Origin of the sequence: Exiguobacterium sp. s50, from assembly GCF_018618175.1 — a bacterium.
Lineage (GTDB): Bacteria > Bacillota > Bacilli > Exiguobacteriales > Exiguobacteriaceae > Exiguobacterium > Exiguobacterium chiriqhucha.
This window is the reverse complement of record NZ_JACSLP010000011.1, coordinates 51,336-66,424: the sequence shown is the minus strand read 5'-3', so window position 1 is coordinate 66,424 and position 15,089 is coordinate 51,336. Positions and strand designations below refer to the sequence as shown.

19 protein-coding genes are annotated in these 15,089 nt (G+C 51.8%); 12 read left to right on the top strand and 7 right to left on the bottom strand.

Going from position 1 to position 15,089, the window contains the following annotated elements; translation table 11 throughout:
- Nucleotides 1-136 precede the first annotated feature (136 nt).
- From KNP68_RS13625 to KNP68_RS13590, 8 genes are all read left to right on the top strand, one after another.
- A complete protein-coding gene (locus KNP68_RS13625; RefSeq protein WP_214799946.1) occupies nucleotides 137-730 on the top strand; it encodes an Imm64 family immunity protein in 594 nt (197 codons plus the stop codon).
- A 109-nt stretch (nucleotides 731-839) separates the two neighbouring features.
- Nucleotides 840-1,328, top strand: a complete 489-nt coding sequence (locus tag KNP68_RS13620) for a DinB family protein (RefSeq protein ID WP_214799945.1) — start codon at nucleotides 840-842, stop codon at nucleotides 1,326-1,328.
- The gene (locus tag KNP68_RS15345) at nucleotides 1,325-1,603 is read left to right on the top strand and encodes a DUF3916 domain-containing protein (RefSeq protein WP_214799943.1); all 279 of its coding nucleotides are present in this window, start codon (nucleotides 1,325-1,327) and stop codon (nucleotides 1,601-1,603) included. The genes KNP68_RS13620 and KNP68_RS15345 overlap by 4 nt, the downstream gene beginning before the upstream one ends.
- A gap of 15 nt (nucleotides 1,604-1,618) precedes the next feature.
- Nucleotides 1,619-1,816, top strand: a complete 198-nt coding sequence (locus KNP68_RS15340; RefSeq protein WP_214799941.1) for a DUF3916 domain-containing protein — start codon at nucleotides 1,619-1,621, stop codon at nucleotides 1,814-1,816.
- A gap of 119 nt (nucleotides 1,817-1,935) precedes the next feature.
- Nucleotides 1,936-2,751, top strand: coding sequence for a hypothetical protein (locus KNP68_RS13605; protein WP_251131518.1), 816 nt, complete (start codon nucleotides 1,936-1,938; stop codon nucleotides 2,749-2,751).
- Nucleotides 2,748-3,674, top strand: coding sequence for an AAA family ATPase (locus KNP68_RS13600; RefSeq protein WP_214799939.1), 927 nt, complete (start codon nucleotides 2,748-2,750; stop codon nucleotides 3,672-3,674). The genes KNP68_RS13605 and KNP68_RS13600 overlap by 4 nt, the downstream gene beginning before the upstream one ends.
- Nucleotides 3,674-4,735, top strand: a complete 1,062-nt coding sequence (locus KNP68_RS13595) for a DUF58 domain-containing protein (protein ID WP_251131517.1) — start codon at nucleotides 3,674-3,676, stop codon at nucleotides 4,733-4,735. The genes KNP68_RS13600 and KNP68_RS13595 overlap by 1 nt, the downstream gene beginning before the upstream one ends.
- 13 nt (nucleotides 4,736-4,748) lie before the next feature.
- Nucleotides 4,749-5,453, top strand: coding sequence for a hypothetical protein (locus KNP68_RS13590; RefSeq protein WP_214799937.1), 705 nt, complete (start codon nucleotides 4,749-4,751; stop codon nucleotides 5,451-5,453).
- 101 nt (nucleotides 5,454-5,554) lie between these two features.
- Here the strand turns inward: KNP68_RS13590 and KNP68_RS13585 are convergent, their stop codons facing one another.
- Nucleotides 5,555-6,265: a GntR family transcriptional regulator gene (locus KNP68_RS13585; RefSeq protein ID WP_214799935.1), complete on the bottom strand. Its 711-nt coding sequence runs from the start codon at nucleotides 6,263-6,265 to the stop codon at nucleotides 5,555-5,557.
- 162 nt (nucleotides 6,266-6,427) lie between these two features.
- On the opposite strand from KNP68_RS13585, the gene KNP68_RS13580 reads away from it, so the two are divergent.
- Nucleotides 6,428-8,317, top strand: coding sequence for a beta-glucoside-specific PTS transporter subunit IIABC (locus KNP68_RS13580; protein ID WP_214799933.1), 1,890 nt, complete (start codon nucleotides 6,428-6,430; stop codon nucleotides 8,315-8,317).
- 12 nt (nucleotides 8,318-8,329) lie between these two features.
- Nucleotides 8,330-9,784, top strand: coding sequence for a 6-phospho-beta-glucosidase (gene bglA, locus KNP68_RS13575; RefSeq protein ID WP_214756609.1), 1,455 nt, complete (start codon nucleotides 8,330-8,332; stop codon nucleotides 9,782-9,784).
- Between the two features lie 50 nt (nucleotides 9,785-9,834).
- Here bglA and KNP68_RS13570 read toward each other — a convergent pair whose 3' ends face one another.
- A complete protein-coding gene (locus KNP68_RS13570; RefSeq protein WP_214756608.1) occupies nucleotides 9,835-10,701 on the bottom strand; it encodes an AraC family transcriptional regulator in 867 nt (288 codons plus the stop codon).
- An 89-nt stretch (nucleotides 10,702-10,790) separates the two neighbouring features.
- Nucleotides 10,791-11,006 (bottom strand): hypothetical protein, encoded by a 216-nt coding sequence (locus KNP68_RS13565; protein ID WP_214756607.1) that lies wholly within the window; start codon nucleotides 11,004-11,006, stop codon nucleotides 10,791-10,793.
- Nucleotides 11,007-11,117: 111 nt separating this feature from the next.
- Here KNP68_RS13565 and KNP68_RS13560 point away from each other — a divergent pair, with 111 nt between their 5' ends.
- Nucleotides 11,118-11,381 (top strand): excalibur calcium-binding domain-containing protein, encoded by a 264-nt coding sequence (locus KNP68_RS13560; RefSeq protein WP_029595456.1) that lies wholly within the window; start codon nucleotides 11,118-11,120, stop codon nucleotides 11,379-11,381.
- Between the two features lie 33 nt (nucleotides 11,382-11,414).
- On the opposite strand, the gene KNP68_RS13555 is transcribed toward KNP68_RS13560, so the two are convergent.
- Nucleotides 11,415-11,789 carry a hypothetical protein gene (locus tag KNP68_RS13555; protein ID WP_214799931.1) on the bottom strand — a complete coding sequence of 125 codons (375 nt, stop codon included), beginning with the start codon at nucleotides 11,787-11,789 and terminating at the stop codon, nucleotides 11,415-11,417.
- A 161-nt stretch (nucleotides 11,790-11,950) separates the two neighbouring features.
- Nucleotides 11,951-12,811: an alpha/beta fold hydrolase gene (locus tag KNP68_RS13550; RefSeq protein ID WP_214799930.1), complete on the bottom strand. Its 861-nt coding sequence runs from the start codon at nucleotides 12,809-12,811 to the stop codon at nucleotides 11,951-11,953.
- 194 nt (nucleotides 12,812-13,005) lie between these two features.
- On the opposite strand from KNP68_RS13550, the gene KNP68_RS13545 reads away from it, so the two are divergent.
- Entirely contained in the window at nucleotides 13,006-13,764 is a 759-nt protein-coding gene (locus KNP68_RS13545) for a glucose 1-dehydrogenase (RefSeq protein WP_214799929.1), read from the top strand.
- 33 nt (nucleotides 13,765-13,797) lie between these two features.
- Here the strand turns inward: KNP68_RS13545 and KNP68_RS13540 are convergent, their stop codons facing one another.
- Entirely contained in the window at nucleotides 13,798-14,595 is a 798-nt protein-coding gene (locus KNP68_RS13540; RefSeq protein ID WP_131472681.1) for an AraC family transcriptional regulator, read from the bottom strand.
- Between the two features lie 140 nt (nucleotides 14,596-14,735).
- Nucleotides 14,736-14,996 carry a DUF1294 domain-containing protein gene (locus KNP68_RS13535; protein ID WP_165569453.1) on the bottom strand — a complete coding sequence of 87 codons (261 nt, stop codon included), beginning with the start codon at nucleotides 14,994-14,996 and terminating at the stop codon, nucleotides 14,736-14,738.
- Between the last annotated feature and the right edge of the window lie 93 nt (nucleotides 14,997-15,089).

Genomic DNA, 15,089 nt, shown 5'->3' with positions numbered 1-15,089 from the left:
AAAAAGATGACTCCCGTACAGTACAGGAATCATCTCCTTGAAGCAGCATAAGTTTTTTTATTAATGTCCTTTACATGGGGTACAGATTAGTATACGGTGCCGCTTTTTTGGATGATGAAACAAAGGGGGTGTTTGAATGGATCAAGCAGGCGGATTCATTTCCATCGGGATAGCTTATCCGAGCCATTATCTGTTATCTGAACTTGCTAAAAATGTATGTGCGGAACTGTTAAGTAGCGGTGGCGAAATCATAAACGTGACATACAGTCAGAATGAGGCGGGCACTAGTTGGACGACAACGACAGATACCGATTTTGCTCAGATCGGGCATTACGGATCTATCCATTTACAAAGCAACTATTTTGGAGACGTGGACATGACGATGACCGCGTCCCTTCAAGAGCTGGACACCTATGTCGGGATTCTCATCGATATAAAGTGGAATGATGTCGTTTCACCCCCTGCATCGAGACCCGTGTTTACACAGAAAATCGAACGACTGCTCGTTGACGTGTATCGCCACATGCCAATCTCGTACGCGCTTGCCGGGCACGAACTTGAGCTCGATTGGGCACCTGATGCGTTTCCGACATCAGCGGACTGGTTGGATACGTTCCCTCTTTCTATGGTCCCGTCACCACAAAGCGTGGCGGTAACTTACGGTTCAATTTCAATCGACGGGATGACTCCTCAAACCAATAAGAAGAGGTCTATCCCTTTGGATGCATAAGTGAGGCTCAATCACCCCCACCAAGCATTCCTTGATTGACGAAGCTCAGAGCTAAGCGGCCGGAACATGATACAATTTTCTTAGCTTATAACCGAAGGAGGACACTTTCATGACGAACTCTTCAAACGTCATCGACGAGTTTGCATCCTATACAAAATGGCTTAACACGCTAACGGAATTGGATGAAACGACGTGGGAGAACTCGATTTCGACCAACAAATGGTCAATCAAAACGATCGTACTTCACATCGCCCATTGGGACAACCATCTGTTGAACGTCATCATCCCGGCCATCAAGAACGGGGAAGGGATGATCTTCCCTGAGTTCGACTCGTTTAACGCGCGAGCGACCCAAAAAGCAAAACGTCTCTCGGGAGAAAACGTGCTCCAATTAGCCAAAACAAGTCGGAGTTCGCTCGTAGAAGCGCTAACGTCACTTCGTCAAGAGACGCTGACTTCGCAGACGACGGCGAACGGAGCGACTCATTGTCCGCATCAAAGTGTCCCGTATACGCTTGCCTATATCGTCACCGAGTTCATCGAACATGACCGGCACCACCAGCAACAAGTCGACGCCATATTAGGAAGAACATCTTGAAAAGACGAGCGAAAGTACGCGGTGTCAGACGAAGACTGAAACGGTTGCGCATGTATGTCGACGAACAGACCCATTCGTTCCCGACGACGTTCCACGACGGGTATTGGCATAACAAAATCCCAATCGATCAACCGTTCTTACTATCGGTAGAGGAGAACAGCCGAATTCAGAAAGCAATCATCGAAGCGATGGTGGAGGGTTCTTCACGTCTCGTACGTCTCCGAGAAGAGGAGCGGTTCCGGGTCGTCGTCTTGATCGACCTACCTTCGCTTTAGCAGTCCGAACTTCTCGTGTTTGAAAGCGACGCACGACTAAAGGCGTTCATGGAACGCGATACGTCTGAGCAGACATGGACGCGCTTGCCAGTGGGCTCTGTGTGCCTACAGCGATTCATGCTTCCGGCGAACGTCGAGGTATATTGCTTCCATGAGCTGATTCAAGACGAGGATTATACACATAGCGGGGAAGTATGGTTGCTCGTTCAATAAGCGGGCGACTTTTTTATGAAAAAACTGAATATTCTATCAAACCATATGCTATAATCCTTTCAAATCCATTTTCCAAAATAAGGATTAAATGGAATCGATGAATGAAGGGAGCCGTGAGATTGGATGAGGTCGAATCAACAAATTCACAGACGGATTGTTCCATGAGAAAGGCCAAAACTCTTTTTCTATCCACGGTTTTGATTTCGTTACTGGTTGTTGCACTCATTTCATTGTCAGGTCAACTTGCTTATACCTACTTCAAAGGGTTGGACATCTCAGGGAGCCCCATCACGAACTGGGTCACGGACTGTCATGACAAGCGAAAGTTATTTGGGATTATTGAGGTCGTCGATACGGATGTTTGGTGTGGAGATGGTAGTGATGCAGATCCCGGACCCGGTATTTCTGAAGTAGGGGCGATTGTTGGGCCATCAGATGATGAAGGCGGCACACCAAGGGAAGATGAGAATGACTTGTCTCCGTCATATGGTACACCATCTACAAGCGAATCCGATCGCCTTTCCCTGTTGCCTTACATTGTCAGCACCATCCTCCTTCTTTTGATTGGTGTATGGATGTGGCGTAGACGCTTCCACAAAAAGGGGCGGGAAGCAGTTCCGATAGACGAGAGGATTCACTCAAGGCAAGAGACAGGCGAAACGTTCGAACAGGCAAAACGCTCCGCTCATCCGCTACCAGATTCCCCGTTGCGGCAACATTTGATTCAATTCGAACAAGCGCTGCCGCCACAACAACGAAGACGGCCGTTCGAGACGTTATCCGCGTGGGCGCGCCGTATCCAACTCGATGCTTCACTGCTGAGCTATTTAGAGACCCGTTACGACCAAGTCAAGGTCACGCCACATCGGGAAGAAGCGTTCAAGCAACAGCTTGATGCCTATTTACTTCGTTTAGAAAAGGAGACACCCTCATGACCATCAAACGTGTATTGGAACAATTGGACCAAATCTATCTCGGAAAACCTGAAATCACGCGCCTCTGCTGCACGGCGTTACTCGCGAACGGGCACATCTTGTTAGAGGACGTCCCGGGTACCGGGAAGACGCTACTCGCCAAAAGTATCGCCAAGAGTTTTGAAGCTGATTTCACGCGCATCCAATTCACGGCCGATTTGCTTCCGACCGATATCATCGGTTCTGACTTCTTCAACATGCAGACACAGACGTTCGAAAATCGGACGGGACCGATCTTTACCAACATCTTATTGATTGATGAAGTGAACCGAGCCGTCCCCCGGACACAATCCGCCTTGCTCGAGGCGATGGAAGAGCGGCAAGTCTCGATCGGCGGAGTCACGTATCAACTGCCGGAACCGTTCTTCGTCATTGCGACGCAAAACCCGATCGAATCGGCCGGGACGTTCGCCTTGCCCGACGCTCAACTCGACCGTTTCTTGATGTCCCTTCAAGTCGGATATCCTGAAGCAGGGGAGGAGCGACAGTTGATTCTTCAGACAATTTCTAAGACACGCCACATCGTTCATGCCCTCATGTCGTCCGAAACGTTTTTAGCAGCGCAGCGAGCAGTTGAGGAGGTCCGTATCCATGACGACGTCGTCACCTATCTGCTCGCCCTCATCCAAGAGACACGGAAACATCCGCTCGTCGAAGTCGGAGCCAGTCCTCGCGCGACGCTCGCCCTCGTCAAGGCGTCTCAAGCTTACGCTTATATCGAAGACCGTCAATTCGTGACCCCGGAAGATGTCCAAGCCGTTGCGACGCATGTTCTGGCACACCGCTTGACGCTCACGCTCGAAGGGGACGTGAAATCGACGAAACGGGAAGTTCTCGCTGATATTTTGGAGCGAGTCGATGTACCGGTCGAGAAGGTGTGTTGATGCGACAAGTCGAAGTGAGCACACCGTCACTTTTAGACGACAAGCTATGGCCGGCCTATACCGGAATCCTACTTCTGTTCATGTGGTTCCCATATGTGTGGCCGCTCGCTTATCTGTCTGGCGCAATTCTAGGATTGATGCTGATTCGGAAATGGCTGACGCAGAAAATTGTCGAAGGGACACGTTTATCGTTCCACCAGAAAGAGCAGTTGTTGTTCGTAAATGATCGTGTCTCGCTAAGAATGGAGGTGACAGGTGTAGAACGTCTCCAAGAACTCGGAATCCCGACATCGGTCCGCCTGGTCACGGGACACGGCTTGACGTTTGACGAAGATCAGCGCGTACATGTCATTCAACTTCGTGAGGAATCGACCTATTCGCTTCCAATCCATGCGAAACAGCGCGGGCCCGTCCAAGTCAATGAATGTACACTTCATTTCAGGCTCCCGTTTTGGCTAGGCACCATCTTCGTCACAGATCATACGCTTCCATCCTGGATCATACTCCCATCCATCACGAGACAGAACAGATTTGACTCACGCCTGGTACGGATGGGGGACCGACTCGTCAAACATTCACCGCTCAACGACCCGTTGATGATTCAAAGCACAAAACGGTATGAGCAAGAGCCGGTCAAACAGATTGACTGGGTCGCGACAGCCAAGACAGGAAAACTTCAGGCGAAAGTGTATCAACGCCAAAACCTCGATACGTTCACGCTCGTGCTCGACTTGAGCGGTCCGCTAGGGAATGGCCTCCATGCCCGTTACGAAGAGTTGATTCAACAGGCCGCATATCTGGTATCCTATTTAGTGAAGGAAGATTGTAAAGTCGAGCTGTTCATTAATCGGCTCGATGCTGATAATCATATCGACCACCTACGGATGAGTGACGGTCGCAAGCAGTTGCGGCTTGCGCTTGTGCGCCTCGCCTGGATTCATGAATCCGATCGATTCGTCGCTTCGAAACGGTTTAATCAAATCATCGAGCGACAGAAGCATCCGCATGCGGAACTGATTCGGATTGACGCGTCACTGCTCAAGCAGATGTCTGTCGGTTGAAAGGAGTAAAGATATGTTCCGCCTGATCAAAACATTCGCTTTAGCCGGGATCTTCACGCTCGGTGCTACGTCAGCAATTGCCTCGCCGACAGAACGGTCCGCGGAACGTTTTGCTGAAACCCATTTCGAGTCAATCGTCCTCGACCATATCGAAGGAGACGACCCGAGTAACTATCACTTGACGGAAAGCCGAGCCATCTCGTTCGGTCCGCTCCATGAAGTGATGATTGCCGAGAAATCCTGTTACTCGTCAGACGAGACGTGCACGTTCGTCCCTAGCGATGAGCACGTGTCGGCCGTCTTACAGGACGGAGAAGCGAGAAACGTCATCGGCACGTACGAGCAAGAGCCGGGTGTCTTCGCCTTCTCCACGTTCGGGTATGGCGACGAGTTGGCCATTGCCTTAGCTGATGTGTCCGGTACATTGGTCCATTCCGCGCGAGAGAATGCCTGGTTTGACTATGATGGAAAGACGTTGACCGCCTTGACGACCGATGCGAAACGGTTCATCGGCGGAGACACGATCACGCTCGAGATGTATCAGAAACGCTTGGTCGAGACACGTTCAAACACTCAAAGTTCCGCGGAGGATGCCCTTACTAGTGGTTCTAGTGATGTTCAGACGAAAGAGCCGAAATCCTATTGGATGCTTGGCCTCGCGTTGTTGGCGGGGCTCCCGCTCGGTTATCTTTTGTACCGGAGGCGAGCGAATAAATAAGACGGTTGCATGGAGTCGGTACATATCACCACCTGACTCAAAGATAAATAAATTACACCTATAAAAAACACCGCTCCACGCAATAGCGTCGAGCGGTGTTTTCACATGTACGGTCCGTTCGCCTGGACGACGAACTGCGAGTGTTCGTAATGATACGTGATGCGTGAATAGTCGAACGGCTTCCCGTTCGAAAGATGGAAAATCGTCTCGATGCGGAGCGTCGGTTCATCCGTCTGTAAACCTAGATAGCCGGCCTCCGTCTCAGTCAGTCGCCCGACCTGCATGTACATGTCCGAAAAGCCGATGGTGACGCCGAGTGCGCCTTGGACGTAATCGAAGATCGAGTCGGCGACGATCTCTCGGTTCAAATACGGGACGATCGCCTTCACATAGTACGACTCCTCGTAACAGAACACCTCGCCGTCGACGAAGCGGACCCGCTCGACACGATAGACGTCATCTGTCACGTCAATGCCAAGGTTCTGTGCGACCGTCGCGTCCGGTTTCGTGACCGAGACGTCGAGCACGTCCGACGTCAACACTCGGTCACCGAGGTTGCTCTTAAACCCTTGCGTCGAGAACAGACTCATATAGCCCGGACGGTTGTGGCGCCGGACGAAGATGCCGCTCCCCCGCAATTGAAAGATGACCCCTTTCCGCTCCAACAATTCGAGTGCTTTCGTGATCGTGCTCTTGCTGACGGCATATTGGCTCATCAACTGCTCGAGCACGGGCAGTTTATTTCCTTGCTTCAAATCATATTGATTGATGTACTGTTCAATCTCTGCTGCCACTTGTTGATATTTAAGCACTCTCATCCCTCATCTACTTAAAAATGTTGCCTTCATTATACCACACACATGTCTACGAAACGTTCACAAACTATTTATTGTATCGCTATTGATTAATTGTACCGGTACAATTATAGTAAGAGTGTACAAAATGTAAGCGTTACATCAAAGGAGGGTGTTCAGTTGAGTAAAGTTCGGGATTATTCAAAATTGGCTCGGGATATTTTAGAGGCCGTCGGAGGGGAAGACAACGTCATCAATGCGGCGCGCTGTGCGACGCGACTCCGCCTCGTCTTGAAGCGGTCGAATCCGCAGGCGAAAGAACGAGTCATGACGATGCCAGGTGTCATCACGGTCGTCGAGACGGGTGGCCAGTTCCAGGTCGTCATCGGGCAGCATGTCGGGGAAGTGTTCGATGAGTTCACGAAACTGGTACAGATCGAAGGGACGGAGGTCGAAGACGGAAACAAAGGGACCGTCCTCAACCGCATCATCGCCACGATGTCCGCCGTATTCGCACCGTTCATCTATATCTTGGCCGCAGCCGGGATTTTGCAAGGGGTACTCATCATCACGACATTGTTGTTCGACGGTTTCGCCGAGACGGGGACGTACGAAGTGTTCAGCTTCATCTCATGGGCACCGTTCACGTTCTTACCGATTTTCATCGCCATCACGGCATCGAAACACTTTAAGACGAACACGTTCATCTCCGTCGCAGCCAGTGCGGCCTTGGTCAGTCCGACATGGGCCGAGATGGCGGCTCGCATCACGTCAGGGGAGACGATCAGTTTCCTTGGTCTCGCCTTGTCAGGTACGACGTATACGTCATCGGTATTACCACCGCTCTTCCTCGTCTGGATCTTATCCTACGTCGAGCGGTTCTTGAACCGACACATGAACGAGGTCATTCGTCCTTTGTTCGTACCGTTCTTCAGTTTGGTGCTCATGGTGCCACTCACGATTCTCGTCATCGGACCAATCACGACGATGGGTGCGGTCGGGATTGCCAACGGCTACAACTTCTTAGCGGAGAACGCCCCGATGCTCGCTGGCGCAATTATCGGTGGTCTCTGGCAAGTCATCGTCATCTTCGGGGTCCATTGGGGTGTGACGCCGATGGTGCTCGCAAACTTCGACTTGTATGGCCGTGACTCATTCCAGGCATATCAGACGATTGCCGTCATCGCCCATGTCGGCGCCGTTCTCGGTGTCATCTTGAAAGCGAAGAGCCAAGAAATCAAAAAAGTCGGTGTCTCGGCTGGGATTACTGGACTATTCGGAATCACAGAGCCTGCCATTTACGGGGTGACACTCCGCTTCAAGAAACCGTTCATCTTTGGATGTATCTCGGGGGCCGTCGGAGCCATCGTGGCCAGTTTCTTCAACCCGTATTACTTCGCTTACGCTGGTCTCCCGGGTCCGCTCACCCTTGTGAACGGAATCAGTGAAGACGTGCCGACCTCGATTTGGGGACTGTTGATCGGGACAGCGATTGCCATCATCCTTCCGGTCGTCTTGATTCAAATCTTCGGTTTCGGAGAAGACACGGCCAAACAAGTGACAGAAGTGACGGAAACACCTGCGACGGCAGAAGCGAGTGCGACGCTCGTCCAGGAAGAGACGATTGCTTCACCGCTCTCTGGAAAAGTCATCGCCTTGAGCGATGTTCCGGACGATGTATTCGCCTCCGGGGCGATGGGTAAAGGTTATGCCGTCGAGCCAGACGGGAATAAGGTCATTGCACCGTTTGACGGGACGGTCGTCATGGTCGCACCGACGAAACATGCGATCGGTCTCCGTTCGAACACGGGAATCGAGTTGTTGATTCACGTCGGTCTCGATACGGTGACGCTCGATGGGAAACCGTTCACCGTACACGTCAAAGACGGGGACAGCTTTAAAGCGGGCGATGTGTTGACGACGTTCGACCGCGACATGATTGCCGCATATAATATTTCAAGCATCACACCTGTCATCGTGACGAACAGCGCGACATACGCTGACGTACTCGTCCAAGCAAGTAATCAGACAGACACGACGACACCAATGCTCACGATTGTTAATCAATAAGGAGGAACTACGATGAAGACATTACCAAAAGACTTTCTATGGGGCGGCGCCCTCGCCGCGCATCAATTTGAAGGCGGCTGGGACGCCGACGGCAAAGGGCCGAGCGTCGTCGACGTGTTGACGGCCGGCGCTCACGGCGTCGCGCGTCGCATCACGGACAAGGTCGAGCCGGACGAATTTTATCCGAACCATGAGGCGATCGACTTCTATCACCGTTATAAAGAGGACGTCGCGCTCTTTGCCGAGATGGGCTTGAAGTGTCTCCGCACGTCGATCGGTTGGAGCCGGATCTTCCCGAACGGGGACGATGCGGAACCGAACGAGGCAGGACTCCAATTTTATGACGACTTGTTCGACGAGCTGTTAAAGCACGACATCGAGCCGATCATCACACTATCTCACTTCGAGATGCCGCTTCATCTCGCACGTGAGTACGGCGGGTTCCGCAACCGTGCCGTCGTCGACCATTTCGTCCGCTTCGCCGAGGTGTGTTTCGACCGCTATAAAGACAAGGTCAAATATTGGATGACGTTCAACGAGATCAACAACAAGATGGACGTCAACAACCCGCTATTCTTATGGACGAACTCAGGCGTCATCGTCGAAGACGGGGAGAACGCCCGTGAAGTGATGTATCAGACGGGGCACCATGAGTTGATCGCGAGCGCCCTCGCTGTTTCGAAAGGGAAAGCCATCAACCCAGACTTCGAGATTGGGGCGATGGTATCACACGTTCCGATTTATCCGTTCTCGTCAAACCCGGACGATGTCATGCTCGCCGAAGAGATGATGCGTCAGCGTTACTTCTTCCCGGACGTGCAAGTGCGCGGAGTCTATCCGAGCTACGCCTTGAACGAATTTGAACGTGAAGGCTATTCAATCCCGTTCCTCGATGGGGACGAAGAGATTTTGAAGAATGGGACCGTTGATTACCTCGGTTTCAGTTACTATATGTCGACGACCGTGAAGAGTGACGTCGTCGCCGATAATAGCGGCGACATCGTCAACGGTGGTCTGCCGAACGGCGTCGAGAACCCGTACATCAAGTCGAGCGACTGGGGCTGGTCGATCGACCCCGTCGGTCTCCGTTATGTGCTCAACCGATTGTACGACCGCTATCAAATTCCGCTCTTCATCGTTGAGAATGGATTCGGTGCTGTCGATGAGATCGTCGACGGGAAAATTCATGATGCGGCCCGCATCGACTACTTGAAGGCGCATATCGAGCAGTTGAAACAAGCGGTCGTCTATGATGGCGTCGACTTGATTGGGTACACGCCATGGGGCATCATCGACATCGTCTCGTTCACGACGGGCGAGATGAAGAAACGGTACGGTATGATTTATGTCGACCGTGACAATGAAGGCAACGGCTCGATGGAGCGGATGAAGAAAGACTCGTTCGATTGGTATAAGCATGTGATTGAAACGAACGGGGAAGCGCTCGCGTACGAGCCTTCGAAGTAAACGACAATACCCCCTGAAGACAATTGTCTTCAAGGGGTATTTTTCTGTGCTTACGTCGTTTTCGGTTTGACCGCCACCCAGACTTCGCTATAGACGTTGTCCGACGGTCCGTCATGCTTCGTGAACGAGATGCTTGGCAAGTCGGCCAGTTCGTATCCCGACGTCGGCAGCCATTCGGCATACGTCTTGGCCATCGTCTCCTGGAGCGTCTCCGGGAACGGGCCGGTATTCGGGAAGACGGCCCACAGGTTCGACTCGATCGTAATCTGTTCAAGATCCTCATACGGATTATCTTGCGTCGTCGCGAAGCCGATCATGTGCGTGAGTGAACCCATTTCGTCCAAATAGCCTTCATCGAAGTCGTACGACACGTTGAGCACTTGATTTGGATAAAGGTCCGCCAATTGATGCATCTCGCTTCGCTGTTGCTCCGTGATTGACTGCGCCAACTCGACGATGTCATGATTCACGCCTTCGAACTGAATCGGGACGCGTTTGGACACGCCGACGACGTTGAATGAAGGTTTATGTTCTAATTTGAATTCCATTGAAATTCCTCCTTTGATGTCGATGTAGAAAGTGAATTTCGGGAATGACTTTTGAATCTTGTTCTTGATCACTTCAGACGGTAAAAAGCCACACCAGTCTCGAAACGATCGAGAGAACCCGTCGACGGATTGGTAGCCATACGTATAGGCCACGTCCGTGACCGATTTCCCATGAATCAAGTCCTTATTTGCTTCTGACAGCCGACGATTTCGGATGTATTCATTGAGCGTCATCCCGGCCATATAGGAAAACATGCGTCGAAAATGATAGTCGGACACCCCGACGATGCGGGTGATATCCTCACTCGTGATGTCTTCTGTTAAATGTTGATCGATGTGGTCCATCAATCGGTTCAGTGATTCAAGCATCAGCATTCCCTCCTTTCTGCATTCATCATACCTCGAACATCGTAGGGGCACTCGATGATTTTGATACGGATATCATCGGATAGAAGGCATCACTGGTTGTAGCCGATGAACATCGTGAACATGATGAGGATGACCGATGACGTCATGAGTAGAAACGCAATCGAGCTCGCGAACACGAGAAAACCTTTGGAGAAGTGACGTCGTCGTTTCCAAATCCCGATGACGAACACCACGTTCAGAATGAGAAACAGTGTGAGCAGCAGTAACGGGAGGGCCCGGTCCTGCATTAGAATAAGTAAGTCCATAGATGGTTACCTTCCTTTAACTTTTTTTAAAATCAGGGTATTTATCATAACTGCCCTTATAATAAACAAGAATTAATACGCATATCGTTTGTTACCAAGGAGGAAACAACTATGAAGAAGCTACTTCGTGCGACCATCGCCGGCATCGCGTTGTTCACGCTGAGCATCGCGCCGTCAGAAACCGCGGACGCTGCACCGAAAAAATTTAAGAACTGCACCGAACTGAATAAGACGTACAAGGGCGGTGTCGCCAAAACGAAGACGACGAAAAACAAAGGTGGGAAGACGAAGTACAAGCCTTACGCCAACAGTTCGTTATACGAAGCGAACAAATCAAAAGACCGTGATAAGGACGGCATCGCTTGTGAACGCTAAGAGATGAGAGGACAGCCGTCCTCCGTCTCTTTTTTAGTTGTTGAAGCGGTAAGATACGTCTCCCGCAGCATTGTAGCCGGTGATCGACTCAATCGACTCGATTTGGTCGACGAGCACGAACCAGACGTCATTCCCGGCCTTCGTCTTCAACAGTTCCGGTTCGAACCGTTCCCCGTTCAAATCGACGACGACTCTTGTCGTCTCGCCGTGGTTCATCCCGTAAAGGATATCGTAGGGGGAGCATTCTGACCGATCCCCGCACGATTGGCCGAAAGTGGCCCACGTGATGCCTGCCTCGGACAGCGATTCAGATGTAATCGACCGAACCTGATTGTCGACAGTAAGTTCAAGACCTATGCCTTGCGCAACCGGCTCTTCACTCCATTCCTCGACGGTGTAACTGTTCATGAAAAAGCGAAGACTCATATTACGGTCATCAACAGGGTAGGTGAGAATCGGTTCCGCTCCTTCGGGCAATTGTGGCTGCTTCGTCGAATCAAATGCCCAGGCCACTCCGGCTGATACCAACAATAAGCACACAAGAATGAGGACAATCTTTTGCTGACGGTTCATGACAGATTGCTCACTTTCTCAACTTGTAAAAACTGTCGCACCTGTTCAATCGGGAACGCCGGGTTCCAATGGACGAAGTGACCGCCTGTCATTCGTATGTAAGTGATTGGCAGCTCATGCCGTTGCAGGTCCATCATGGCTGACTTCGTCAATCGGGCTTCTTTGTCGTCCAGTCCGACAAAATCGCCGTAAATAAGCAACGTCGGGACTTGAAGTGAACGCATGAGCTGCGGCACGTCAAGGTGATAGAAGGTGAACAACAGATTCAATCCGCCTTGCCCGAGTTTGGCCGGGACGTCCAATGCACGTCGAATCTCGTCTCGTTCAGTGAGACCTGTCTGTGCGCAGAATGCCTTAACCTGTTCCTCTGGCATCGGAGCTGACACGTTGTCTGAAATGATTTTTGTCTCGATTTTCCGGACGAGTCGAGGTCCGAACAGACGATAAAGTCCGCTTAGGAGCGGGACGGCAAGGCCGAACACGCCATATTCTCTCAACGGAACGCGCGGGAACGCCTTATGGCCTTGGTCGAGCAAGACGAGCCGCTCCACTTGCTCGGGATAGTGAGCGGCGAAAGCGAGACCGACCGTACCTCCTAGCGAATGCGCCATCACGTGTACAGGTCCGAGTCGATGTGTGACGACATAGTTGTTGACCCAATCCGCCAATTGTTCGGACGACACGATCTGCTCGATTCCTTCACTTCTCCCGAACCCTGGCAAATCTAACAAATGAATTTCGAAGTCGTTGCGCAACGCCTCGGCGAGCGAACGGCCTTCTTCACCAGTGAATCCTCCAGCCGGTAAAAATAAAACAGGTGTCCCGCTTCCAATCACTTCTGCATGATAACGACTCAATCGAACCCCGCCTCTCAAATTCCAATATCTGTATCTTTTCATTGTACGTGACTGATGATTGGAACAAAAGCAGATTCTTCCAAACAGAGATGCGTTTTCCTCCAAATCCGGGTATAGACTAATGACACGTGAGCAGGTTGCACTTGTCGCTTTCTCTGTCGCTCTTGAGTTGTCTCAACAAGGAGGAATGCGGTGTGAAATTATCAGGTAGAACGGCAATTGTCACCGGGGCCGGGTCAGGGATGGGGCGGGCCATCGCCAAACTGTTTGCCGAGGAAGGGGCACGCGTCGTCGCCGTCGACATGAACGGGGATACGGTCGAAGCAGTCGCGTCAGAGATTAAAGCGAGCGGTGGGGAAGCCGTCGGCGTCGCCGGGAACGTCACAAAGCAGGAAGATATCGACAAGATGGTCGAGACGGCGAAGAGCACGTTCGGTTCGCTCGACATCTTGGTCAACAATGCCGGCATCACGGACAACTTTTTGACCGTCGGCGAAGTGACCGACGAGGTGTGGGACCGCGTCATCGCCGTCAATTTGACCGGACCGATGAAACTGGCCCGGGCCGCGATCAACATCATGGACAAGCAAGAAACGGGCGGCGTCATCATCAATAACGCCTCGGTCGGTGGCCTGTTCGGGACACGGGGCGGCGCCTCGTACGTCGCCTCGAAGCACGCACTTATCGGCCTGACGAAAAACATTGCCGCCACGTACGGTACGTTTAACAAGATTCGGGCCAACGCCATCGCACCGGGCGGGGTCAATACGAATATCGGCGCCACCATCACCGCGCCGAGCGAGCTCGGGATGCGGGCCATCCAAGGGGCAGGGGAGGCACCGATGGGTGAACCGGAGCAGATCGCCAAGGTCGCGTTGTTCCTCGCCTCCGACGATTCGAGTTTCGTCAATGGCGACGTCTTGAAAGCAGACGGCGGTTGGACCGCCCGTTAACGAGAAAAGCCGACACGCGCGTGTCGGCTTTTGTTATGTCTTCTGTTTACGGAACGCGAGCGGGGTGCGATTATGTACTTTTTTGAACGTCTGCACGAAGTGGCTCACGCTCGTGTAGCCAAGACGGTTCGCCACTTCAGCGACCGGAATGTCGGTCGCACACAACAGACGTGCGGCCCGTTGCATGCGGACGTCTTGGACATAGGCGAGCGGTGAGGTGTCTCCCCACTTCGAAAAGTAACGGCAACATTCGGCCCGGCTCAATCCACCGGCAGCAGCGATGTCTTCAAGCGACAGCTTCATCGTGTCATGGTCGTGTATGTAGGCAATCATGAGTTGCATGCGCTCCTGTCCATGCCGCCTCGTCACGGGCGGCCGTTGAATCCAATAGCGCCAGACGACGACAAGCTGCAGTGTCGCATCGAGCAACGCGAAAGCCGAGTCTTTCTTTAAACTCCTGATTACTTTACGAAGCGTCTCGAGGATGGCCTTGTCACCCGGTTCAGCCGGATGCAGCATGTGATGGCCGATCGTCTCGATGAACGGTGTGACGTATTGCTCCGCGAGCGGCGGTGCCATCAAGTCGAACGGGTCGACATGAAGCATCGTCATTTGAAACGAGTCATCGTTCCGTTCGACTTTTGTGACCTGTCCACGGTCGAGCATCAATACCATCCCGGCCCGAAGCGTTGAACGGGTACCGTTAATCCGGACCTCTACTTGACCTCGGGTGACCAGCCAGATTTGAAACTGTTCATTGGTCGTGAACCCGATCTCCATCGTCCGTTCGGTCCACGACTGGACATGAATCATGCTTGCTTCGACTTCCATCCCCACACCTCAACAATCAAACATTTATTTCGGTTTCGCACCGACTGGAGACTTTAATTTCTCACCACCAAGCGTCAATCCAGACATTTCGATGACATCTTTGTTGGACAGTGCGAACGAGTTTCTTCTATATAATGGCGTCAGAAGATAAACCAGCCCGTGATACCGGCATGTACCAAGATGGCTATCGGGACACCGATCCGAAACATCGGCTTCAACGTCTTATGTCGGAAGAGGCGCATTGCGAGATAGGCCCCGAATGCGCCACCGATCCAGACAAGAATGAGCAGCGTTCGTTCTGAAATTCGCCATTCCCCTGATTTCGCACGGCGTTTATCGAGGAAAAATGACAAAAACGCTAGTAAATTAGTCACAATGTAATATAGCAGTAATAGTTCCAAAGACTAAAACCTCCTTTCTCTTCTCTTTAGTATAGACGAAAATGGCTCAACAAAGCCATTTGTATCTAGATTGTAAAAATTCAGATTCCTCTC

What these genes read in the sequence shown, in the direction of transcription:
- KNP68_RS13570 (WP_214756608.1), bottom strand. Translation starts at nt 10,701, where the DNA reads ATGCTTGAATCACTGAACCGATTGATGGACCACATCGATCAACATTTA.
- KNP68_RS13625 (WP_214799946.1), top strand. Translation starts at nt 137, where the DNA reads ATGGATCAAGCAGGCGGATTCATTTCCATCGGGATAGCTTATCCGAGC.
- KNP68_RS13590 (WP_214799937.1), top strand. Translation starts at nt 4,749, where the DNA reads ATGTTCCGCCTGATCAAAACATTCGCTTTAGCCGGGATCTTCACGCTC.
- KNP68_RS13540 (WP_131472681.1), bottom strand. Translation starts at nt 14,595, where the DNA reads ATGGAAGTCGAAGCAAGCATGATTCATGTCCAGTCGTGGACCGAACGG.
- KNP68_RS13555 (WP_214799931.1), bottom strand. Translation starts at nt 11,789, where the DNA reads ATGAACAGTTACACCGTCGAGGAATGGAGTGAAGAGCCGGTTGCGCAA.
- KNP68_RS13595 (WP_251131517.1), top strand. Translation starts at nt 3,674, where the DNA reads ATGCGACAAGTCGAAGTGAGCACACCGTCACTTTTAGACGACAAGCTA.
- KNP68_RS13600 (WP_214799939.1), top strand. Translation starts at nt 2,748, where the DNA reads ATGACCATCAAACGTGTATTGGAACAATTGGACCAAATCTATCTCGGA.
- KNP68_RS13620 (WP_214799945.1), top strand. Translation starts at nt 840, where the DNA reads ATGACGAACTCTTCAAACGTCATCGACGAGTTTGCATCCTATACAAAA.
- KNP68_RS13560 (WP_029595456.1), top strand. Translation starts at nt 11,118, where the DNA reads ATGAAGAAGCTACTTCGTGCGACCATCGCCGGCATCGCGTTGTTCACG.
- KNP68_RS13565 (WP_214756607.1), bottom strand. Translation starts at nt 11,006, where the DNA reads ATGGACTTACTTATTCTAATGCAGGACCGGGCCCTCCCGTTACTGCTG.
- bglA (WP_214756609.1), top strand. Translation starts at nt 8,330, where the DNA reads ATGAAGACATTACCAAAAGACTTTCTATGGGGCGGCGCCCTCGCCGCG.